This window comes from Rhodococcus sp. BP-160 (genome assembly GCF_019836205.1).
In the GTDB taxonomy this organism is placed as follows: Bacteria; Actinomycetota; Actinomycetes; order Mycobacteriales; family Mycobacteriaceae; genus Rhodococcoides.
In genome coordinates, this window is sequence record NZ_JABUEK010000002.1 from 242,489 (window position 1) to 264,109 (window position 21,621).

At 70.0% G+C, this 21,621-nt stretch carries 17 protein-coding genes and 1 pseudogene; 10 read left to right on the forward strand and 8 right to left on the reverse strand.

Annotated features, from left to right (window positions below):
• The first annotated feature begins 5 nt into the window (after positions 1 to 5).
• The 8 genes from HQ306_RS07600 to proB all read left to right on the forward strand — a co-directional run bounded on the left by HQ306_RS07600 (position 6) and on the right by proB (position 9,784).
• A complete protein-coding gene (locus HQ306_RS07600; protein ID WP_027505664.1) occupies positions 6 to 1,409 on the forward strand; it encodes a glutamate ligase domain-containing protein in 1,404 nt (467 codons plus the stop codon).
• Positions 1,406 to 1,804: a DUF4233 domain-containing protein gene (locus HQ306_RS07605; protein WP_027505665.1), complete on the forward strand. Its 399-nt coding sequence runs from the start codon at positions 1,406 to 1,408 to the stop codon at positions 1,802 to 1,804. The genes HQ306_RS07600 and HQ306_RS07605 overlap by 4 nt, the downstream gene beginning before the upstream one ends.
• A gap of 46 nt (positions 1,805 to 1,850) precedes the next feature.
• Positions 1,851 to 2,264 carry a nucleoside-diphosphate kinase gene (gene ndk / locus HQ306_RS07610; RefSeq protein WP_056445877.1) on the forward strand — a complete coding sequence of 138 codons (414 nt, stop codon included), beginning with the start codon at positions 1,851 to 1,853 and terminating at the stop codon, positions 2,262 to 2,264.
• A 433-nt stretch (positions 2,265 to 2,697) separates the two neighbouring features.
• Positions 2,698 to 6,099: a translation initiation factor IF-2 N-terminal domain-containing protein gene (locus HQ306_RS07615; protein WP_222630325.1), complete on the forward strand. Its 3,402-nt coding sequence runs from the start codon at positions 2,698 to 2,700 to the stop codon at positions 6,097 to 6,099.
• A 247-nt stretch (positions 6,100 to 6,346) separates the two neighbouring features.
• Positions 6,347 to 6,658 (forward strand): 50S ribosomal protein L21, encoded by a 312-nt coding sequence (rplU, locus tag HQ306_RS07620; RefSeq protein ID WP_027505669.1) that lies wholly within the window; start codon positions 6,347 to 6,349, stop codon positions 6,656 to 6,658.
• Between the two features lie 104 nt (positions 6,659 to 6,762).
• Positions 6,763 to 7,026, forward strand: coding sequence for a 50S ribosomal protein L27 (gene rpmA, locus HQ306_RS07625; protein WP_027505670.1), 264 nt, complete (start codon positions 6,763 to 6,765; stop codon positions 7,024 to 7,026).
• Positions 7,027 to 7,214: 188 nt separating this feature from the next.
• The gene (gene obgE / locus HQ306_RS07630) at positions 7,215 to 8,666 is read left to right on the forward strand and encodes a GTPase ObgE (protein ID WP_027505671.1); all 1,452 of its coding nucleotides are present in this window, start codon (positions 7,215 to 7,217) and stop codon (positions 8,664 to 8,666) included.
• Positions 8,663 to 9,784, forward strand: a complete 1,122-nt coding sequence (gene proB, locus HQ306_RS07635) for a glutamate 5-kinase (protein ID WP_222630327.1) — start codon at positions 8,663 to 8,665, stop codon at positions 9,782 to 9,784. The genes obgE and proB overlap by 4 nt, the downstream gene beginning before the upstream one ends.
• 8 nt (positions 9,785 to 9,792) lie before the next feature.
• Here proB and HQ306_RS07640 read toward each other — a convergent pair whose 3' ends face one another.
• From HQ306_RS07640 to ectA, 5 genes and pseudogenes are all read right to left on the reverse strand, one after another.
• Entirely contained in the window at positions 9,793 to 10,971 is a 1,179-nt protein-coding gene (locus HQ306_RS07640; RefSeq protein ID WP_222630336.1) for an MFS transporter, read from the reverse strand.
• The gene (locus HQ306_RS07645) at positions 10,968 to 11,747 is read right to left on the reverse strand and encodes a Sir2 family NAD-dependent protein deacetylase (protein ID WP_027505673.1); all 780 of its coding nucleotides are present in this window, start codon (positions 11,745 to 11,747) and stop codon (positions 10,968 to 10,970) included. The genes HQ306_RS07640 and HQ306_RS07645 overlap by 4 nt, the downstream gene beginning before the upstream one ends.
• A 206-nt stretch (positions 11,748 to 11,953) precedes the next feature.
• Complete coding sequence (locus HQ306_RS07650) at positions 11,954 to 12,352, reverse strand: ectoine synthase (RefSeq protein ID WP_027505674.1); 399 nt, start codon at positions 12,350 to 12,352, stop codon at positions 11,954 to 11,956.
• A 43-nt stretch (positions 12,353 to 12,395) separates the two neighbouring features.
• Positions 12,396 to 13,673, reverse strand: coding sequence for a diaminobutyrate--2-oxoglutarate transaminase (ectB, locus tag HQ306_RS07655; RefSeq protein ID WP_027505675.1), 1,278 nt, complete (start codon positions 13,671 to 13,673; stop codon positions 12,396 to 12,398).
• Positions 13,674 to 13,733: 60 nt separating this feature from the next.
• Positions 13,734 to 14,237, reverse strand: a pseudogene (gene ectA / locus HQ306_RS22125) (diaminobutyrate acetyltransferase); the annotation flags it as partial.
• Positions 14,238 to 14,557: 320 nt separating this feature from the next.
• On the opposite strand from ectA, the gene HQ306_RS07660 reads away from it, so the two are divergent.
• A complete protein-coding gene (locus HQ306_RS07660) occupies positions 14,558 to 16,099 on the forward strand; it encodes a hypothetical protein (protein WP_222630338.1) in 1,542 nt (513 codons plus the stop codon).
• Positions 16,100 to 16,165: 66 nt separating this feature from the next.
• Entirely contained in the window at positions 16,166 to 16,810 is a 645-nt protein-coding gene (locus tag HQ306_RS07665; protein ID WP_222630340.1) for an SDR family oxidoreductase, read from the forward strand.
• Here HQ306_RS07665 and HQ306_RS07670 read toward each other — a convergent pair.
• From HQ306_RS07670 to HQ306_RS07680, 3 genes are all read right to left on the reverse strand, one after another.
• Positions 16,793 to 18,541: an ABC transporter ATP-binding protein gene (locus HQ306_RS07670; RefSeq protein WP_027505676.1), complete on the reverse strand. Its 1,749-nt coding sequence runs from the start codon at positions 18,539 to 18,541 to the stop codon at positions 16,793 to 16,795. The genes HQ306_RS07665 and HQ306_RS07670 overlap by 18 nt on opposite strands.
• A gap of 102 nt (positions 18,542 to 18,643) precedes the next feature.
• Complete coding sequence (locus HQ306_RS07675) at positions 18,644 to 20,731, reverse strand: RecQ family ATP-dependent DNA helicase (protein WP_222630342.1); 2,088 nt, start codon at positions 20,729 to 20,731, stop codon at positions 18,644 to 18,646.
• Positions 20,728 to 21,621, reverse strand: a complete 894-nt coding sequence (locus HQ306_RS07680) for a PfkB family carbohydrate kinase (protein WP_222630344.1) — start codon at positions 21,619 to 21,621, stop codon at positions 20,728 to 20,730. The genes HQ306_RS07675 and HQ306_RS07680 overlap by 4 nt, the downstream gene beginning before the upstream one ends.

Here is a 21,621-nt window from a genome sequence, read left to right on the forward strand (position 1 = left end):
AGGGGGTGACGGGACCCTCCCCGGTCGATCTCGCCGAGTTCACGCTGGTGGAGTCCGAACTGGACCAGCGCTGGGGCGAGACGACCATCGAGCCGTCGCTCACGCGCATCAGTGCGCTGATGGACCTGCTCGGGTCCCCGCAGGCGAGCTACCCGTCCATCCACGTCGCGGGCACCAACGGCAAGACGTCGGTCACCCGGATGATCGAGTCGCTGCTGCGGGCGTTCCACCGGCGCACCGGTCGCACCACCAGCCCCCACCTGCAGTTGGCCACCGAGCGGATCGCGGTCGACGGGGTGCCGCTGACCCCTCGCCAGTACGTCGACACGTACCGCGACATCCTGCCGTACGTCGAGATGATCGACGCGCAGTCGGAGGCCGCGGGCGGGCCCAGAATGAGCAAGTTCGAGGTGGTGACCGCGATGGCGTTCGCGGCGTTCGCGGAGGCCCCGGTCGACGTCGCCGTCGTCGAGGTGGGTCTCGGCGGGCGGTGGGACGCCACCAACGTGGTGGACGCGCAGGTCTCCGTCATCACCCCGATCGGTATCGACCACATCGAGTACCTCGGTACCGATCTGGCCGGTATCGCCGAGGAGAAGGCCGGCATCATCAAGAAGGCCCCCGAACGGCTCGATCCGGTCGACACGGTGGCGGTTCTCGACGAGCAGCAACCCGAGGTCACCGACGTCCTGTTGCGGCGTGCCGTGGAGATGGACGCGGCGGTGGCCCGCGCCGGGTCCGAGTTCGTGGTCCTGGCCCGTCGCGTCGCGGTCGGCGGTCAGCAGCTCGAGCTCCGCGGCCTCGGCGGCGTGTACGACGACATCTTCCTTCCGCTCCACGGTGAACACCAGGCGCGCAACGCCTCGCTGGCCCTCGCGGCGGTCGAGGCGTTCTTCGGCGCGGGTGCCGACCACGGACTCGACGTCGAGACGGTGCGCGAGGGTTTCGCCTCGGTGGTGAACCCGGGCCGACTCGAGCGGGTGCGCAACGCACCGACGGTCTTCGTCGACGCCGCGCACAACCCGCACGGCGCCGCCGCACTCGCCGCGACGCTGACGGCCGAGTTCGACTTCCGCAAGCTCGTCGGCGTCGTGTCCGTGATGAAGGACAAGGACGTCGACGGCATTCTGCAGGCACTCGAACCCGTACTCGACGAGATCGTCGTGACCCACAACGGCTCCCCGCGCGGGCTCGACGTCGAGGCACTCGCCGACGCCGCCGTGGCCAAGTTCGGCGACGAGCGTGTCGTCGTCGCGGAGACGCTCCCGGACGCACTCGAGATCGCGATCGGCATCGCGGAGGACGTCGCGGACGAGGGTGAGGCCGTCTCCGGTGCCGGCGTCGTCGTCACGGGATCCGTGGTGACCGCCGGTGCGGCACGCACTCTCTTCGGGAAGGACCCGGTATGACAGTCCCCGAGGCGGGCCAGGTCCCGCCGCCCGCACGCGATCCGTGGAAGGGGTTCCGCGGCGTCTGCGCCGGCACCCTCGTCCTCGAGGCGATCGTCGTCTTCCTGTCGCTCCCGGTCGTCGCGACCGTCGGCGGCGGACTCACGTGGATCAGTGGGACGTACATCATCGCGCTGGGCGTGGTCATGCTGCTCGGTGCAGGACTGCAGGGTCGGTCGTGGGCTCTGTCCTTCGATCTCGCGCTGCAGGTCCTGGTGATCCTCGGCTTCTTCGCGCACCCGTCGATCGCCGTCGTGGGCGTGCTGTTCCTCGCCGTGTGGGTGTACCTGCTGTATCTGCGCCGCGATCTCCGCAAGCGCATCGCCGAGGGCCGGTTGCCGAGCCAGCGAGAATGACGCCGGTGCTCCGGGGCCGATCGAGGGTCCTCTAGGCTCAGCGCTCGTGACCGAACGCACTCTCGTACTGATCAAGCCGGACGGCGTCGAACGTCGCTACGTCGGCGACATCCTCGGCCGTATCGAGCGCAAGGGGCTCGACCTCGTCGCCCTGAAGCTCCTGACGGTGGACCGCGAGGTGGCGGAGAAGCACTACGCCGAGCACGCCGAGCGGCCGTTCTTCCCCGACCTCATCGAGTTCATCACCTCGGGACCGCTCGTCGCGGCGGTGCTCGAGGGTCCTCGTTCCATCGAGGCCTTCCGTCAGATCGCCGGTGGCACCGACCCCGTGGCCAAGGCGACGCCCGGCACCATCCGCGCCGACCTCGCGCTGGACGGACAGAAGAACCTGGTCCACGGCTCCGACTCGCCCGAGTCCGCTGCTCGTGAGATCGCGCTCTGGTTCCCCGAGCTCGGCTGACGCTCCACCTCGAGTCCCACCCCCGACCGCCGGGCCGCACCGCGAACCCCGCATTGGCACGCGGCGGTCGGGGAGTGTGGGATACTGGCCTAGGTCGCGACGCGCACCACGCGAACGTGACCGGATGACAATCACGGACCGAAGCCCGTCATCGCGAACACGCGCAGGCATCGATGCGAGTCTCCTTCTCGCACCGCCGACGCGTCCCGCTGAAGATCAGGTGCTCGGATCGGCCATCCGCCCAGGCAGTGCGGTGACAGTCGCCGACCGTTCCGGTCGACGACCTGACGCAGTGCGAACCCGCTTTTTCGTCGGATCGTCCGATCCCGCGAACGAACCATGACTCCCGCGTGGCCGCGTGCCATTCGACGGACGACGCCCGATCGGGCACCTCGGCCGTGGATGTTCGCGCCCGGGAGCCCGAGGAGAACACGTGGCCGACACCGTGCCGCCCCAGGAGCCGCTCGATCAGGGCGCCCCCACCTTCCCCGAGCGCATCCGCGTTCACGCGCTCGCCAAGCTGCTGGGAGTGACCAGCAAGCAGGTCGTCGCCCAGCTGGCCGAGATGGGCGTGGACGTCCGCAGCGTCCAGTCCAGCGTCGTTCGTGACGACGCGCAGACCGTCGCCTCCGCACTGGGTGCTCCGGCGCTCGACGCCGCCGACGTGGCAGATCTGCCCGCTGCCGAGAGCACACCTCCCGCCGCCGAGGAGACCAGCTCGGCGTCCACGGCCGACGAGAGTCCGGCCTCTCCCACCGAGCCGGACCTCTTCACGAACATCGAGACGGCCGAGGCGACGGCCCCGTCGTCCGCCGACCCCGCCACCGCGCCGCTGTTCCTGCAGCCCGAGGTCACCGAGGCGCCGAAGGCTCCCCGGACGCGGGCACGTCGCGCTCGATCCGCGCCGAAGAAGGCGGAGGTCGACGAGACCACGACAGCGGACGCACCCGAGGCCGACGGCACTGCCGACGTGTCCACCCCTGTCGAGGTGTCCGCCCCCGCCGAGAGCACCCCTGTCGTCGAGACGGCGACCGAGTCCGACACCTCCTCGTCCGATGCCTCCGCGTCCGACGAGGGCACCGACGACGACGCGAACGAGCAGGACGGATCGTCCGGTCCTCGCCGCCGCCGCCGTGGCCGTCGTGGCCGTGGTCGCGGACGCGGTGACAACCAGAACGACGACAACCAGAACGACGATCAGAACGACGACGACGAGTCGGACGAGTCCGCCGCGGATCGCTCCGATGCGCCTGCCGCCGAGGACGCGACGGCGGAACCGGAGACCACGGACACGGACGACGCCGCGGAGGGCGACGACGCGCCGAAGCGCTCCTCGAGCCGCCGCTCGCGCAGCCGTCGTGGGTCGCGGGCGGACACGTCCGCCGACTCGGACGCGCCCGAGACCACCGATTCGACCGACGCGTCGAGCACGACCGACACCACTGCCGGCGAGACGGAACCGTCCGCGGAGGACACCGACGGTGCCTCCGGGGAGAACGACGGTGCCTCCGGGGACAACGACGACGACTCGACCGGGGACAGCGCGAGCCGTCGTCGGCGCCGCCGTCGTCGCCGCAAGAGCGGTGGCGAGAGCGCGGACTCCGAGACCACGACCGACGACGATCCGCCCAACACGGTGGTGCACGAACGCGAGCCGCGTCAGCGCGCGGCCAAGTCCAAGGACGAGGTCCAGGGCATCACCGGGTCGACCCGGCTCGAGGCGAAGCGTCAGCGTCGCCGCGACGGTCGTGACGCCGGCCGTCGCCGTCCGCCGATCCTGACCGAGTCCGAGTTCCTCGCGCGCCGCGAGTCGGTGGACCGGACGATGGTCGTGCGCGAGAAGTCGCTGGCCGGGCACCCGGACCTGACCCAGGTCGCGGTGCTCGAGGACGGCGTTCTCGTCGAACACTTCGTCACCAGCACGGCCTCGGGCTCCATCGTGGGCAACGTGTACCTCGGCCGCGTGCAGAACGTGCTACCCAGCATGGAAGCCGCGTTCATCGACATCGGCAAGGGCCGCAACGGTGTGCTGTACGCCGGCGAGGTCGACTGGGACGCCGCCGGGCTGGGCGGCAACAGCCGCAAGATCGAGCAGGCCCTCAAGCCCGGTGACCAGGTGCTCGTGCAGGTCAGCAAAGATCCCGTCGGGCACAAGGGCGCCCGGTTGACCACGCAGATCTCGCTCGCCGGCCGCTTCCTGGTCTACGTGCCCGGTGGCTCGTCCACCGGCATCAGCCGCAAGCTGCCCGACAACGAGCGCAAGCGTCTCAAGGACATCCTGCGCGACATCGTCCCGTCCGAGGCCGGGGTCATCATCCGGACCGCGTCGGAGGGCGTCAGCGCCGAGGAGCTCGAGCGCGACGTCACCCGTCTGCAGGCGCAGTGGGCCACCGTCTCGGAGCGTTCGACGGGTGCCGAGGCGTCCAAGTCGTCGGCTCCGGTCACGCTGTACGAGGAGCCCGACCTCCTGGTCAAGGTGGTCCGCGATCTCTTCAACGAGGACTTCTCCAAGCTGGTCATCGAGGGCGACCGTGCCTGGTCGACGGTGCAGAACTACATCGAGACCGTCGCCCCCGACATGCTGCCCCGCGTCGAGCGGTACACCTCGGCGTCCAAGGACGTCGATGTCTTCGGTGCCTTCCGTATCGACGAGCAGCTGGCCAAGGCGCTCGACCGCAAGGTGTGGTTGCCGTCCGGCGGCACGCTGGTGATCGACCGCACCGAGGCCATGACCGTGGTCGACGTCAACACCGGCAAGTTCACCGGTGAGGGCGGCAACCTCGAGGAGACCGTCACCCGGAACAACCTCGAGGCGGCCGAGGAGGTCGTGCGGCAGATGCGCCTGCGCGACATCGGCGGCATGATCGTCGTCGACTTCATCGACATGGTGCTCGAGTCCAACCGCGACCTGGTGCTCCGTCGCCTGACCGAGGCCCTGGGCCGCGATCGCACACGGCACCAGGTGTCCGAGGTGACGTCGCTCGGACTGGTCCAGATGACGCGCAAGCGCATGGGTACTGGTCTCATCGAGGCGTTCTCCACGACGTGCGAGCACTGCCACGGGCGTGGGCTGATCATGCATCAGTTCCCCGTCGAGCCGGCCAAGGACGAGGGTGGGCGCTCCCACTCCCGCTCCGATCGGTCGCGGTCCGACAACTCCCGTTCGGACACCACCTCCCGCTCCGACAGCCAGGCCTCCGAGGGCGGCTCGCGTCGCAAGCGCGGCGGCCGGGACCGTTCGGAGAATCGAGTCGACGAGACGACGACGGCCGAGACCACCGAGTCCGAGTCGGGAAGCGACACGGCTGTGCGTCGTGCTCATCCCGTCGCTCTGGCCATGGCGGCGCACCTGCATCCGGACGATGTCGCCGAGGTGGCGGACACCGTGTCGGATCCGATCGAGGACGCGACGGCCGCCGTGGCAGCGGTGCGCGACGCCGCCGGCCGCAACGGCCGATCGGACTCGGCCGCCGAGGTGACCGAGACGTCGGACACGCCGTCGACACCCGATTCCGCCACACCCGAACCCGCGGCGCCGGAGCCTGTCGCTCCCGAACCCATCGCCGCGACGCGTCCGCGCCGCAGTCGTCGGGTGTCCCGAGCGGCGTCCGCGCCGGCCGGGGACTCCGCCGGCACGGTCATCGTGGTGCCCTCGGCACCCGAGACGTCCACGGCAGCACCGACTTCCGACAGCGGCGACGAGGGCGGCGCTGCCGAACCCGTTGCAGTGACCGTCGGGGGCGGCGCCTCCGTGGAGCCCGTCGCACCGGTCCGGCGTCCGCGCCGTCGGGCAGCGGGTCGGCCGGCCGGACCGCCGGTGGACGACGAGGCCTGAGCTGCGGCCGAGCACCGGGCCCGGCGGTTTGACCGGGCCACGGGCTCTACCGTAATCTTGGACAGTCGCTGCCGGCGACGTGGCTCCGTCCTGTCCTCCGCGAGGTGAGCGGGCGCAGCCACCCGGACTTCGGTTCGCCGGCGCAAGAGTGTGACCAGCAGGGGCTGCGGAACCGCAGCCACGAGACCAGTCACGTCCCCGACCAGGGACGTGAGAACGCATCAAAGAAGCAAGGGGTAGCCCTCCGATGGCAACGTACGCGATCGTCAAGACCGGCGGAAAGCAGTACAAGGTCGCTGTAGGTGACCTCGTCAAGGTCGAGAAGATCGAGGGAGCGCCCGGAACGGCTGTCTCGCTTGCTCCTGTTCTCGTCGTCGACGGGTCCGAGCTGACCACCGGGGCCGACAAGCTGGCCGGCATCACCGTCACCGGTGAGGTCGTCGAGCACACCAAGGGCCCGAAGATCCGCATCCACAAGTTCAAGAACAAGACCGGGTACCACAAGCGTCAGGGACACCGGCAGAAGCTGACCGTCCTGAAGGTCACCGGCATCAAGTAAGTCCTGATACCGGTCTCCATCCGGCGTCTCTGCGTCACCACGGCTCGTTCCACCAGGGCTCGTCCATCACGGCACCGGCTCCACCAACCCCGGGAGGGTTTCTCATGGCACACAAGAAGGGCGCGTCCAGCTCACGCAACGGTCGCGATTCCAATGCTCAGCGTCTCGGCGTCAAGCGCTTCGGCGGACAGTCGGTCAGCGCGGGCGAGATCCTCGTCCGTCAGCGCGGCACCCACTTCCACCCGGGTGTGAACGTCGGCCGTGGCGGCGACGACACGCTCTTCGCCCTCTCGGCGGGTGCAGTTCTCTTCGGCACCAAGCGTGGCCGCAAGACCGTCAACATCGTCCCGGCCGCCGCGGAGGCCTGATTCTCCTGCGGCGCCCGCGAGGCCCGGCTTCGGCCGTTCGCGCGACGTCAGTGCACGTTCCCGTCAGGGGCGGTTCGGAGGGCTCGTCCTCCGTCCGCCCCTGACGGCGTTTCACCCCTCGGCGCCCTGTCGGCCGCCGATCTCTCAGCAGTTCAGCATCATCTGCCTTTCGGAAGGACCCTCCACCCATGTCGCGTTTCGTCGACCGTGTCACCCTGCACGTCAGTGCGGGAAAGGGCGGTAACGGGTGCTCTTCCGTCCACCGGGAGAAGTTCAAGCCCCTCGGTGGTCCGGACGGTGGCAACGGCGGCCGCGGCGGCGACGTGGTCCTCGTGGTGGATCCGAGCGTGCACACCCTTCTCGACTTCCACTTCCACTCTCATGCGAAGGCAGGAAACGGCACGCAGGGGGCCGGCAGCAATCGCGACGGCGCCGTCGGCGAGGACCTGATCCTGGGTGTCCCGGACGGCACCATGGTTCTCGACAGCGACGGCCGGATCCTTGCCGACCTGGTGGGCGAGGGCACGCGTTTCGACGCGGCGGCCGGCGGTCGCGGCGGCCTGGGCAACGCCGCCCTCGCATCGCGAGCACGCAAGGCGCCCGGCTTCGCGCTCCTCGGCGAGGACGGGGTCGAGCGCGACCTGGTCCTGGAGCTCAAGTCCGTGGCCGACGTCGGTCTGGTGGGCTTCCCGAGCGCCGGAAAGTCGTCTCTCGTCTCCGTGCTCTCGGCCGCCAAGCCGAAGATCGCCGACTACCCGTTCACGACACTGGTCCCGAACCTCGGCGTCGTCTCGAGCGGCGACACCACGTTCACCGTCGCCGACGTCCCCGGCCTCATCCCCGGCGCCAGCCAGGGCAAGGGGCTGGGCCTGGACTTCCTGCGTCACCTCGAGCGCTGTGCCGTGCTCGCCCACGTCGTCGACTGCGCGACCCTCGATCCGGGTCGTGATCCCGTGTCCGACGTCGACGCTCTCGAGGCCGAACTGGCCGCGTACACGCCCGCCCTGTCGAGCGACGCCGGCCTGGGCGAGTTGGCCGATCGCCCGCGCATCGTCGTGCTCAACAAGGTGGACGTTCCCGAGGCGCAGGAACTGGCCGACATGGTGCGCGAGGACTTCGAGGCCCGCGGCTGGCCCGTCTTCGCCATCTCCGCGGTGAGTCGGGAAGGTCTGCGCCCCTTGACCTTCGCCCTCGCGGAGCTGGTCGCGCAGTACCGCATCGATCATCCCAAGGCCGTCGCGCGTCGGCAGGTCATCCGGCCCGTCGCCACCGACAAGGCGGGCTTCAGCGTCATCTCCGATCCTGACGAGCCGGGCGGCTTCATCGTGCGCGGCGAGCGCCCGGAGCGGTGGGTCATGCAGACGGCCTTCGACAACGACGAGGCCGTCGGTTACCTCGCCGACCGACTCGCTCGTCTCGGTGTCGAGGCGGAACTGGTCAAGCAGGGCGCGCAGCCCGGGGCGTCCGTGACCATCGGCGACGTCAGCTTCGAGTGGGAGCCGCAGACCCCCGCCGGTGTCGACGTCACCATGACCGGCCGCGGTACCGACTCGCGCATCGACCAGGTCGAGCGCATCGGCGCGCCCGAGCGCAAGCACGCCCGCCGTGTCCGTCGAGGGCTGGAGAGCGACGAGCAGTGACCGCGACGCAGCCGCACGGGAGTACGCGGGAGATCATCGCGTCGGCGCGCAGCATCGTCGTGAAGATCGGGTCGTCGGCTCTCACCAGCATGGAGGCCGGACTCGACCTCGCCCGGCTGGACGCGTTGGCGGATGCGATCGAGGCGCGGATGCGTGCCGGGTCCGACGTCGTCGTCGTGTCGTCCGGAGCGATCGGTGCCGGTATGGCGCCGTTGGGTCTCAAGCAGCGGCCTCGTGACCTGGCGACGAAGCAGGCCGCGGCCAGTGTCGGCCAGTTGGCGCTGGCGCACGCGTGGGGCACCTCCTTCGGCCGCTACGGTCGGACCGTCGGTCAGGTGCTGTTGACGGCGGACGACATCGCCCGTCGGTCGAATCACCGCAACGCTCAGCGCACCTTCGACCGACTGCGCTCACTCGGCGCCGTGGCCGTCGTCAACGAGAACGACACCGTCGCGACGGCCGAGATCCGCTTCGGCGACAACGACCGTCTCGCAGCCCTGGTCGCGCACCTCGTCGGCGCGGACGCGTTGCTGCTGCTGTCCGACGTCGACGGCCTCTACGACGGCGACCCCCGCAAGGACCCCGACGCGACCTTCGTCCGCGAGGTCGCGAGTCCCGAGGATCTCGACGGCGTCGTCGCCGGATCGGGCGGCTCCCTCGGCACCGGCGGCATGGCGTCCAAGTTGTCCGCGGCCCGCCTGGCAGCGGACGCGGGTGTTCCCGTCCTGCTGGCGGCGGCGTCCGAGGCGGCCTCCGCCCTCAGTGGTGGACCGGTGGGGACCACGTTCACCGCGCGCCCGAACAGGTTGTCGGCCCGCCGATTCTGGGTTCGTCATGCCGCGGACACCGCCGGCGCCCTCACGCTCGACGACGGCGCCGTCACCGCGGTGATCGGCCGGCGACGCTCGTTGCTGTCGGCAGGAATCGTCTCGGTCAGTGGCTCGTTCGACGCCGGCGACGTGGTGACCCTGCACGGCGTCGACGGCACCGTGGTCGCGCGCGGAGTCGTCGCGTACGACGCGGCGGAGCTCGCCGGCATGATCGGTCGCTCGACGGGCGATCTCGCCCCCGAGGCCCGACGCCCCGTGGTGCACGCGGACGACCTCGTCCCGGGCTGAGCGACCGGTCAGGCCGGAGCCGAGGCGGCGAGCACGCGCCGGAGTGCGAGGGCCAGTAGCGCCACCGCGACACCGGCCGTAACCATCGACCACAACGCCCAGCCGAAGCCGGTCAGCTCCGCGAGAGAGCCGAACGCGACGGGTGCCAGCAGCACCCCGATCCGGGCGATCAGCGACACCACTGTGAGGGCCGTGCCCGCGGTGATGCCGGGGAGTCGTCCGGCCAACCCGAACGCAGCCGGAAAGATCGGTGCCGCACCGAATCCCGCGACGGCGAACATCACCGGGGCGATCACGGGCGAGCTCACCACGGGTGCCGCCAGGAACGCGGCCGCGATGAGCAGTGCGCCGCCCATCAACACTGCGTGGCGTCCGACACGGTCCACCACGGCGTCACCGACGAGGCGTCCGACGAACATCGCGGACGAGAAGGCCACGACGGTGAGTCCCGCCAGTCCCGGCCCGGCCCCGAGATCGGTGGAGTAGATCGCACCCCAGGACTGCGGCACGTCCTCGACCAGGGCGCACACCAACACGAGCCCTCCGAGCAACGCCAGGGCGCCGGAGAACACGCGCCGTGGCCCTCGGCCGGACGGTCGAGGGACGGTGTCGGGCACGGCGCGTCCGTCGGGAACCAGCGAGCGGTGAGCCACCAGCGCGAGCGCCAGCAGGACCCCACCGACGAGAGCGAAGTGGACGAGCACGGCGAGTCCGATCCCGGCCGCGGCGGCGCCCGTGAGGCCGCCGGTGACGGCCCCTGCGCTCCACGCCGCGTGGAATCGGTTGAGAAGCGAACGCCGCCGGTTCTTCTCGACGATCACCCCCTGCGCGTTCATCGCCACGTCCATGACGGCGTCGGCCCCGCCCAGGACGGCGAGAGCGAGTGCCAGTGCCCACCACGTCCCGGCGAGTGCCGGGAGTACGAACGCCAGGCACAGCACCGTCGCGGAGAGCAGGACGACTCGGCGACTGCCGAGCCGCCGGATACCGACGGCGGCGAGGGGAGTGGCGAGAAGGCCGCCGGTGCCGACTCCCGCGAGCGCCAGACCGAGCACCGACGCGTCGAGTTCGAGAGCATCGCGGATCGCAGGCAGGCGCGGCGCCCAGTTACCGAGCACCGCACCGTTGACGAAGAAGATCGCCGCGACGGCCCACGGGGCACCGCCGACGGTCCTGCCGTCCGTCACAGAAAGGACGCCAGGACCTCGGAGCAGCCGGCCTCGATCTTCTGGGCGGCGAACTCGTCCCCGCGGGTGCGTCCTCGGTTGACGATGAACACCGGGATGTCGTTCTTCCACGCGTGCCGGACGAAGCGCAGTCCGGACATGACGGTGAGCGAGGACCCCAGCACCACGAGCGAGCGCGCGGCGTCGACCATGTCGTAGGCGCTCCGGACGCGCGGCTTGGGCACGCTCTCACCGAAGTAGACGATGTCGGGTTTGAGGATGCCACCGCACACCTCGCAGCCGACCATGCGGAAGTGGGCGGTGCTCTCGATGATCGCGTCGGCGTCCGGGGCGATCTCGACGCCGTCGGCACCGACGACGGACTCGATGAAGCCGGGATTGGCAGCGGTCAGACGTTCGTCGAGAGCCACGCGGGAGACGAGGCGATCACAGTCGAGGCAACGGACCCGGCCGTACACACCGTGCAGGTCGATCACCGAGCGGGAGCCGGCCTTGGTGTGCAGCATGTCGACGTTCTGCGTGATGACGCCGGAGACGGTACCCACGCGCTCGAGCTCGGCGAGGGCGCGGTGCCCGGCGTTGGGACGGGTGGCGTCCATGTGGCGCCAGCCCACGTGGTTGCGAGCCCAGTAGTGACGTCTGAAATCGTCGTCGCCGATGAACTGCTGGAACGTCATCGGGTTGCGCGGCGGAGAGTCCGGGCCCCGGTAGTCGGGAATTCCCGAGTCCGTGGACATCCCGGCACCGGTCAGCGCGACGACGCGGCCGTCGGCCATCGCGTCCTGCAGAGAGAGGGCGCTGCGCGGCGACCGATCGAGAGAGCGTGGGGAAACCGAGGTCACGTCTCCAGAGTAGGTCGCCGCGTCGGCTGGGGTGGGGCGGCAGGGTGGGATGTGCACACCTGCCACAGAGCGAACACACCCCGCTGCATCCTGAAGGGTGTCGTCGCTCGCGGCAGGGTGTGTTCGGTCGGCCCGTGGCGTCAGGCAGGAACCTCGATCAACGGGTAGACGCCGTTCTCGTCGTGACGCTCGTTGCCGACGACGGGCGGGTTGAACACGCACAGCATCCGCATGCGGGTCCGCGTCTCCACCGTGTGACGCTCGTGCCCGTTCAGCAGGTACATCGACCCCGGACCCAGGTCGTACGTCTCACCGGTCTCGCGGTCGGTGAGCGTGCCCTCGCCCTCGATGAGCCAGACGGCCTCGACGTGGTTGGCGTAATGAAAGTTGTTGACGGTGTTCGGCTCGATGGTGGTCTCGTGGAACGAGAACCCGACCTTGTCACCGCCCAGGACGATCCGCTTGGACCGCCACTGGCCGTCCTCGCTCGCGATGTCGCGCTCGGTTCCGGTGATGGCCTCGGTGGTGCGAACGATCATGTGGTCCTCCTCGTGCTGTGCAGACGTGCGGAACGCGATTCGGTCAGGAGCAGACGGTCGCGGTGGCGTCGGCCAGGATGCCGAGGCCGTGATCGAGATCCTCCTCGGTGATGGTGAGCGGCGGAAGCAGCTTCACCACCTCGTCGGAGGGTCCGGACGTCTCGGCGAGCAGGCCCTTGTCGTAGGCGAGCGCGGTGACCTTCGACGCCTTCTCCGCGTCGTCGAACACGAGACCCTGGACCATGCCGCGACCGCGGGTGCTCAGACCCTCGAAGCGGGCCGAGAGATCGATGAACGCGTCCTGGATGCGCTCGCCCTTGGCCAGGATCGACGCCTCGAACGCGCCGTCGGCCCAGTAGTGGTCGAGCGCGGCCTTGCTGGTGACGAAGGCCGGGCTGTTGCCGCGGAACGTGCCGTTGTGCTCGCCGGGACCCCAGACGTCGAGTTCCGGGCGCATGAGCGTCAGTGCCATCGGCATGCCGTAGCCGCCGATCGACTTCGACAGCGTGACGATGTCCGGCACGATGCCGGCGTCCTCGAAGGAGAAGAACGGCCCGGTGCGGCCGACGCCCATCTGCACGTCGTCCACGATGAGCAGGATGTCGCGGCGCTTCAGCAGGTCTGCGAGCCCGCGCAGCCACTCGGCACGGGCGACGTTGACGCCGCCCTCACCCTGGACCGTCTCGACGATGACGGCCGCGGGGCGGTTGATGCCGCTTCCCGAGTCGTCCAGCACTCGTTCCATCCACTGGAAGTCGTCCGTGGCGCCGCCGAAGTAGTTGTCGAACGGCATCGGGGTCGCGTGGACCAGCGGGATACCGGCGCCGGCGCGCTTCATGGAGTTGCCGGTGACGGACAGAGCGCCGAGCGTCATGCCGTGGAACGCGTTCGTGAAGTTGATGACCGAGGAACGGCCGGTGACCTTTCGCGCCAATTTGAGCGCGGCTTCCACGGTGTTCGTTCCGGTGGGTCCGGGGAATTGCACCTTGTAATCCAACCCGCGGGGCTCGAGAATGCGCGTGGTGAACGACTCGAGGAATTCACGTTTCGCGACGGTGGACATGTCGAGACCGTGCGTGATGCCGTCCCGCATGATGTAGTCGACCAGTGCCTGCTTGAGCACGGGATTGTTGTGGCCGTAATTGAGCGCACCGGCTCCGGCGAAGAAGTCGAGGTAGCGGCGGCCGTTCTCGTCGGTGATCCACGAACCCTGCGCGGTGTCGAACACTGCGGGCCACTGTCGGCTGTAGCTGCGGACCTGCGACTCGCGGGCCTCGAAGATGTCGGTGGTGGTGTCGGTCGGGGTGATGCTGGTGGTCATCGAGGTCCTTCGGGTGTGGTCGTCGGAAGTGTCGGCGAGCGTGCCGTCGAACGGGCCGACCGTGTAGAGGTCCTCCGGCTCGTGGCTGTCGGGAAAGTCGTTCGCTGCGAACAGATCTCGTCGGGTGATGGTGGTGTCGCGTCGTCGCGCCAAAGATGTGAAGAGGGCGATCGACGCGTCGTTGTCGGGGCTGATGGTGGTCTCGAGGAGGCGTGCTCCGCGTGGGGTGGTGCGGTCGACGAGGCCCTGCAGCATGCGCACGGCCAGGCCGTGCCCGCGCTGGTCGGAGTCGACCGCCACCTGCCAGACGAACAGGGTGTCGTCGGCGTCGGGACGGATGTATCCGGTGACGAAGCCGACCGGACGGTCGTCGGCGTCCACTGCCACGATCGAGGTGTCGGAGAAATCGCGGCACCACAGCACGTACGAGTAACTGGAATTGACGTCCAGTACTCGGGAGTCCCTCGCGATCTCCCACAATCGCGTCCCGTCGGCCACGCGTGGTGGGCGGAACGAGAAATCGATGTCGTCGGTCGGGGCGGCTCTCTGTAACACTGGCGTCATATTGCAGACGAACGTAACAAGGCTGACCGGACATGTCAGGCGCCCTCGTCGTCAGGCACGAGAATGGCACGCCTATCGCCAGTACGTTCGCCCCTTGTGAGTGTGGTCACACGACGATGCGTTCGCCGGCGACTCGGGGGCCTGCCGCGGCCCGCGGGAGGCGCGGGAACCCTCGCAGCGGTACCGCGGAGTGGGGCTGCTGTGACCAGTGTGAACAGGGTGATCAAGACTGAATGGTCTCGACGACGGTGAAATAAATGGTCAGAGCCCGGCGAGGCACCCACCGTTCCCGTTCGGTGATGGCTAATGTCCGGCACACTATGACTCCCACGGTCAGACTTCCCCGGCCCGCCCGACTGCGAGGCGCCGCTGCACGTGTCGGTGCAGCCAGCTCGACCCCCGTCGCGATGGTGCTCGCCGTTCTGCTCCCCACCGTGGCGGCCGGAGTGTTCTGGGTCTCGCAGACCGATCGCCCCGCCACCACCGGCACCGTTTCCGTCGCCGCCACTGCGGGCGGGTCGACGACGGACCCGCTCGGGTCGAGTCGGGCCGCCCTGACCAACACGGTCCTGCCGCTGCAGATCCTGAGTGGCGGTATGGCCGAGCTGTCCGACGGCAGCGTGGAGCTGGACGACGGCGCTCACCAGATGTCCGACGGCCTGCACCAGGCCCGCGACGGCTCGGCCGAACTCGCCGACGGCATGACCCAGCTCCGAGCCGGCCTCTGGCAGCTCGGTGACGGCTCGTCGCAGGTGAGCGGAGGAGTCGATCGCGTGGTGGGTGCGCTCACCGGCGTCGGAGCCGCGCAGGGCCAGATCGAACTGATCGTGCAGCAGACTCTCGACTCGCTCGCCGCGTCCACCGATCCGGGCGCCGCCGCGTCCGCGGATCAGCTGCGGCCGGTCCTCGACCTGCTGCGCACCCAGGGACTGAACGCCGGGGTGATGACCGACCTGCAGACGCTGCGCGACGGTGCGCGCACCGTGGCGTACCAACTCGACGACCCGTCCTCGGAGTTCGTCGACGGCATGGTGCGTGCCACCGACGGATCCGCGCAGCTGCGCGACGGCCTCGTCCTGCTCGACGACGGCGGGGTACGCCTCGTCGATGGCACCACGCGCCTGGTCGGGGGAGTCGGCCCGATGGAGACCATGTTCTCCACCCTGCGCACCAACGTGGAGAAAGCGTCCACCTCGCTGCCGGCAGCAGAGCGGATCGAACCCGACCCGGCCGGCGGCGGTACCTCGTACGTGGTGCGGTCCGCCTCGGACGCGTGGCCGTACCTCGCGGCGGCGTTCGCCCTGGTCGCAGCAGCGCTCGTCGGATTCTTCGTCCCGCGCGCCCGCGCCGCGGTCCTGGGGGCGGTGGCCACCGCGTCGACGATGGTGTTGGCCCTGACGTTCGCCGACACCGGCGCGAGTCTCTCGGGCTCGATGGTCTCGACCGTCCTGATCGGAGTCTGGGTCGCCGCGGTGACTACCGCGGCCCGTGCATTGCGCACCGCACTCGGAGCCGTCCGTGCCGGAGTGGTGCTCGGGGTCCTCGGGCTCGTCCAGGTGGTGCTCGGCGGGCTGGTCCTGCGCGGGGTCGGTGGTCTGCCCGACACGGTCGGACTCTTCACCCCCCTCGGCCAACTGGTCCGGTCGTTGGAGAACGCCGCCGCGGGCGGAAGCATCGTCACCTCGCTCGTGTCGGTGATCGCCGCACTGGTCACGGTGGCTGTATCGGTGGCCGTCCTGGCCGCGCATCGCACGATCGACGACGCGGAACCGGTCGACCACGGCGCCGATGCGGCTGTCGAGAACGACGCCGACGAGGCCGACCGAACCGAGGACGACAGCGTCTCGTCCTCCGTACGCTAGGACCACCGGCCGGACGATCCCGCGGCAGGAATACCTGTCGGCGCCGGGTGGGCGGAGGAGCGTGACGTGCTGCTCGACGGAGCCAACGCACTGATCTACGGGGGCGGCGGTGTCGTCGGGAGCCGGCTGGCCGTCGCCCTGGCCCGCGACGGAGCGCGCGTGCACCTCGCGGGCCGCTCCCGGACGAAGATGCAGCACGTCGTCGACATCATCCGCGCGGACGGTGGCCACGCCGAGGCGGCCGTCATCGACGTGCTGGACGAGGTCGACGTCGACGAGTACGTGGACGTCGTCGCCGCCTGTTCCGGGAGCATCGACGTGTCGATCGACGTCATCATCCCTGGCCGGGCGTCGCGTGCGACCCCCTCCGAAGCGTCGGCGCGTCGGCTCGATCGCACCGAGGTCGCGGATCTCGAACGTCCGGTCCTGGACGCGCTGCGTGCCCACTTCATCACCGCGCGGGCGGCCGCACGGCACATGGTGTGCCAGCACTCCGGTCTCATCCTCGTTCCGCGCTGCCTGCCGACCGCAGGCGACGCGGGGCTGGACGCGTCGTCGCTGGCCTCCGTCGTCATCGATCGGCTCGCCGCGCAACTTGCCGGCGACCTGGTCGGCACCGGGGTGCGCGTCACCGCCGTCGACACCGATCCGACGTCGGCCGACGAGACGGCCCGACGGCTGGTGGCCGCGGCGTCAGACGGCGATACGTAGCGCCTCGACGAGATCCCGGTACAGGGTGTCGGTGTCGAGCAGCTCGCGGTGCGTTCCCTTCGACCGGACACGTCCGCGCTCGAGCACGAAGATGGTGTCCGCGTCGATGACCGTCGACAGGCGGTGCGCGATGGTCACCACGGCACCGTGCACCGACAGGTCGCGGATGGCGTCGTGGATGGCGGCCTCGGTGATGCCGTCCACCTGCGCGGTGGCCTCGTCCAACAGCAGGATGTCCGGTGGGCGGACGATGGCACGGGCCAACGCGATGCGCTGACGCTCGCCGCCCGAGACCGCCGAGTCGCGCAACTCGGTGGCGAGACCGGCCGGCAACAGCTCGATCTTCTCGGCCAGCCGCACGCGTTCGAGTGCCGCCCACAGCTCGGCGTCGGTCGCGTCCGGGTGGGTGAGCCGGAGATTGTCGGCAATCGTGCCCGGCAGTGTGGGTGTGGCCTGCTCGACGTAGCCGATGCGCGCGCGGATCTGACTGTGGGACAAGGCCGAGTACGGGACACCGTTCAGGGCGAGTTCGCCGTCCCGCGGTTCGAGGAAGCGCAGGATCAACGAGAACAGCGTCGTCTTGCCGGCGCCCGACGGCCCGACGACGGCGGTGTGGCCGCGCGACGGAATGCTCATGTCGATCGCGTTCACCGCGGCGCCCTCGTCGCCGTACCCGGCCGTGACCCGAGTGAGGGTGAGCGCCGAGACCTCCGCGCTCGCCGGCAGGTCCGCGACCGCGGTGGGCGCCTCCTTCTCGAGGTCCATCACCTGCACCTCACGAATACGGGCCGCGGCGGCGATGCCGCGCTGAAGCTGCGAGACGTAGAGCGTGAGCTGGGCGACCGGGCCCACCAACTGGAACGCGTAGAGCAGGAACGCGACCAGGCTGGAGACGGCCAGCGCTCCCGAGCTCACCCGATACGCGCCCACGCCGAGCACTGCGATGATGGTGAGCTGGATCCCGGAACCGGTGATGGTCCACGCCCAGGCCTCGAGACGCACTGCCCGGATACCGTAGGACGCCGAGACGCGGGCCTCCTCGATGACCAGCTCGCTCGAACGACTCTCCGCCCGACTGGCCTTGACCGTGCGAACGGCGCGCAACGCGCCCTCCAGGATTCCGCCGAGCCGACCCATCGCCTCCTGTGCATTGCGTTGAGCGCGAGCCACCTTCGGCATGAGGAACCCGGCGGCGACACCGATGAGACCGATGCCGAGCAGAGCCGTCCCGAGGAGGGGGAGGTCGAGGGTCGCCATGAGCACGATGACACCCACGATCGCGATGCTGCCGTTGACGATCTCGACCAGCGCCCAGGACGACGCCTCGCGGAGCAGCATCGTGTCGGACGTGACCCGCGTGAGCATCTCGCCCGCGGGACGAGCGGTGACCGCAGGGATGGTGGCGCCGAAGAACCGCCGCACCATCGATGATCGCGCCTCGAGCACGACGCGTTCTGCCATGGTTCCCAGGAGCAGACGTTGAGCCAGACCCACGATGATCCCCACGACGAGGAGCCCGACCAACAGGACGATGGCCGACCGCGTGGCGCCCGGGACGTCGAAGGAGTCCAGCAGTCGCTTGGTGACCAGCGGAGTGGCCAGGGACGACGCGGTGACCAGCAGACCGAGGAGCAGACCGAACCGGAACAACCGGCGATGCGGGCGGATGAAGGTCCAGAGGAGGCGGAGATTGGGGAGCCGACCTGGTGCATCGGGAGTAGCTGTCGTCACCTCGTCACACTAGTCGCGCGCCGACAGACACCCCTTCTGTCGATCCTCCGGCCTACCCGCCCGGCCTCCGGCCTACCCGACCACCCGCGGCCGGCCTCCGGCCTACCCGCGACCGATCAACGCGAACGGAAGCACCGCATCGGCCCCCGCCTGCCGGAGCGCCCGCGCCGCCACGGTGAGCGTCCACCCGGTGTCGGTGGAGAGATCGAGCAGCAGGACGGGTCCGCGATGCGCCGTCAGATCGGGTGCCTCGAAGGCGTCCACCAACGAGGCGACGCGGAACGCGGAGTTCGCGCCCGAGACGGGCCGGGCATCGGGCCGACGGTGCAGAACGCCCAGTGACTCCAGCCTGCCGACCCTCGCCAGACGCTCCCCGAGGTCGTTCAACAGCGCCGGTCGGGAGTCGCTCTCCATGACCATCAGCCCGGTGGGCCGCTCGTCCCACGTCCATTCCGCGAGGACCTTGATGCACGCGGCCTCCAGCCCGTCGGGTGCCGGACCGTCCTCGCCGTCCGTCAGCGCGCGCAGGCGTGGTCCCCACACCGGGTCGGTGAGGCGGCCGAGGATGCGGCCGGTCTCCGGGCCGTCGCTGATCTTCCCCGACAGCTCGACGCCGACCTTCTTCAGTCCTGTCGGCCACTGCTTGCGGATGGCGAGGTCCAGCCCGGGTCGATCGAGACGCCGCCGGGTCGACTCCACGTGATCGGCCGACACGTCCGCGGAGAGGTGCTGCCCGGTGCAGTTGTCGCAGCGCCCGCACCGGTCCGCCTCCGCATCCCCGGTGAGGGACGGATCGTCGAGTTGCCGGCGCAGGAACGCCATCCGGCACTCGTCGGTGCTCTGGTACTCGATCATCGCGCGCTGCTCGGACAGCCGTGCCTCGTCGAGTCGTTCGTAGCGCTCCCGGTCGTAGTGCCAGTGTTCCCCGGTACCGAGCCAACCCCCCTTGACCCGCCGGACGGCACCGTCGACGTCGAGGACCTTGAGCACCATCTCGAGCCGAGTGCGTCCGAGCTCGACGAGCGGTTCGAGAGCCTGGGTGGACTGGGCGCGCTCGGTGTCCAGCACCTCGAGCACCCGACGTACGACGTGTTCGCGAGGGAAGGCGACGGACGCGAAGTAGCTCCAGATCTCCCGGTCCTCCGGACCGGGCAGGAGGACGACGTCGGCGCGCTCGGTGGCGCGACCCGCGCGGCCCACCTGCTGGTAGTAGGAGATGGGCGACGACGGTGCACCCACGTGCACGACGAACCCCAGATCGGGTTTGTCGAAACCCATGCCCAACGCCGAGGTCGCGACGAGCGCCTTCACACGGTTCTGCAGCAGATCCTGTTCCGCCGCTTCGCGTTCCGTCGGATCGGTCTGGCCGGTGTAGGCGGCCACCTCCATTCCTCGATCGCGCAGCAGCGCCGCGAGGTCGTTGGCTCCCGCGACCGTCAGCGAGTAGACGATGCCCGAGCCGGGCAGGGTCTCGAGATGGTCGGCGAGCCAGGCTATGCGCGCCGTCGGATCGGGGATGGTGACCACGGACAGGTGCAGCGACTCGCGCTGGAGACCGCCACGCAGGACGGTGGTGTCGGCCCCGCCGACACCGAGCTGTGCCGCGACGTCCTCGACCACCCGATCGTTCGCGGTGGCCGTGGTGGCGAGAACGGGGACCCCCTCGCGCAACTCGGCGATGAGCGACCTGATGCGGCGATAGTCCGGCCGGAAGTCGTGACCCCAGTCGGAGACGCAGTGCGCCTCGTCCACCACGACGAGCCCCGCGTCCGCGGAGAGCGAGGGCAGCACCTGATCGCGGAAGTCCGGATTGTTCAGCCGCTCCGGGCTCACCAGCAGCACATCCAGTTCACCGGCCGCGACGCGTGCGTGGACGTCGTCCCACTCGGTGACGTTGCCCGAGTTGATGGTGGCGGCGGTGACCCCGGCGCGCTCGGCCGCCGCGACCTGGTTGCGCATGAGCGCGAGCAGAGGCGACACGATGACGGTCGGTCCGAGCCCCTGCTCGCGCAGCAGGCGTGCGGCGATGAAGTACACGGCCGACTTTCCCCATCCGGTGCGCTGCACGACGAGTGCGCGTCGATGATGGACGACGAGCGCCTCGATCGCCGTCCACTGGTCCTCACGGAGAACGGCATCGGGGCCGGCGAGGTCGGTCAGCAGCTCCTGTGCGCGCTCACGGGTACTCATGCGTCACGCGTCCCGGCGAGGGCCCGGTCGACCTCGGTGACGGTGGGAGCCGAGGACCCCGCGCCGTCGCGCGTGGTGGCCACGGCCCCTGCCGCACACGCGCGCCGAACCGCGGCGGCGGGGCCGTCGCGCCACGCGGCGGCGAGCGTGCCGGCGAAGACGTCGCCGGCGCCCGTGGTGTCGACGGCCTCGACGGCGGGCGAGGGATGGGCGGTGACGACGCCGTCGGCGCCGTGATGGCGGGCACCGTCGGCCCCCAGCGTGGTGACCACGTGCGGAATGCGGGCGAGTGCGTCGACCCCCAGGGCGTTCTCCTCGTCGCGGTTGACGATCGCGACGTCGACGAGACCCAGCAGATCGTCGGAGAGCGGTTGCACCGGTGACGGATTGAGGAACACGAGCGTGCCGTTGGCCCGCGCGTGTCGCGCCGCCGCGACGACCGTCGCGACGGGCGTCTCGAGTTGGCACAGCAGGACGTCGGCTTCGGCGACGGCAGCCAGTTCCTCCGCCGTGAGCTCGGTCAGGGTCTCGTTGGCACCGCCCACGACGACGATGGAGTTCTCCGCGGCGTCGTCCACCGTGATGACAGCGACGCCACTCGCGCCCTCGACCTCGCGCAGCAGCGACGCGTCGACCTCGGCCCCGACGAGGGTCTCGCGCAGTTCGAGCGCGAAGGTGTCGGAGCCGACTGCTCCAACGAAGACCACCTCGGCGCCGGCCCGAGCGGCGGCGACCGCCTGATTGGCGCCCTTGCCGCCGGGGGAGGTGCGGAACGCGCTGCCGAGGACCGTCTCACCCGGTGCGGGCAGCGTGGGGGTGCGGGCGACGAGGTCCATGTTGATGCTGCCGACGATGGTGATGCGGGGACGTGCGGTGTCAGGATCGGCCAT

Bases quoted from the DNA above. Each gene is read 5' to 3' on its own strand.
- HQ306_RS07675 (WP_222630342.1), bottom strand. From the start codon at position 20,731: ATGAGTACCCGTGAGCGCGCACAGGAGCTGCTGACCGACCTCGCCGGC.
- HQ306_RS07660 (WP_222630338.1), top strand. From the start codon at position 14,558: ATGACTCCCACGGTCAGACTTCCCCGGCCCGCCCGACTGCGAGGCGCC.
- rpmA (WP_027505670.1), top strand. From the start codon at position 6,763: ATGGCACACAAGAAGGGCGCGTCCAGCTCACGCAACGGTCGCGATTCC.
- HQ306_RS07605 (WP_027505665.1), top strand. From the start codon at position 1,406: ATGACAGTCCCCGAGGCGGGCCAGGTCCCGCCGCCCGCACGCGATCCG.
- HQ306_RS07650 (WP_027505674.1), bottom strand. From the start codon at position 12,352: ATGATCGTTCGCACCACCGAGGCCATCACCGGAACCGAGCGCGACATC.
- ectB (WP_027505675.1), bottom strand. From the start codon at position 13,673: ATGACCACCAGCATCACCCCGACCGACACCACCACCGACATCTTCGAG.
- HQ306_RS07645 (WP_027505673.1), bottom strand. From the start codon at position 11,747: ATGGCCGACGGCCGCGTCGTCGCGCTGACCGGTGCCGGGATGTCCACG.
- rplU (WP_027505669.1), top strand. From the start codon at position 6,347: ATGGCAACGTACGCGATCGTCAAGACCGGCGGAAAGCAGTACAAGGTC.
- obgE (WP_027505671.1), top strand. From the start codon at position 7,215: ATGTCGCGTTTCGTCGACCGTGTCACCCTGCACGTCAGTGCGGGAAAG.
- HQ306_RS07680 (WP_222630344.1), bottom strand. From the start codon at position 21,621: ATGGCCGATCCTGACACCGCACGTCCCCGCATCACCATCGTCGGCAGC.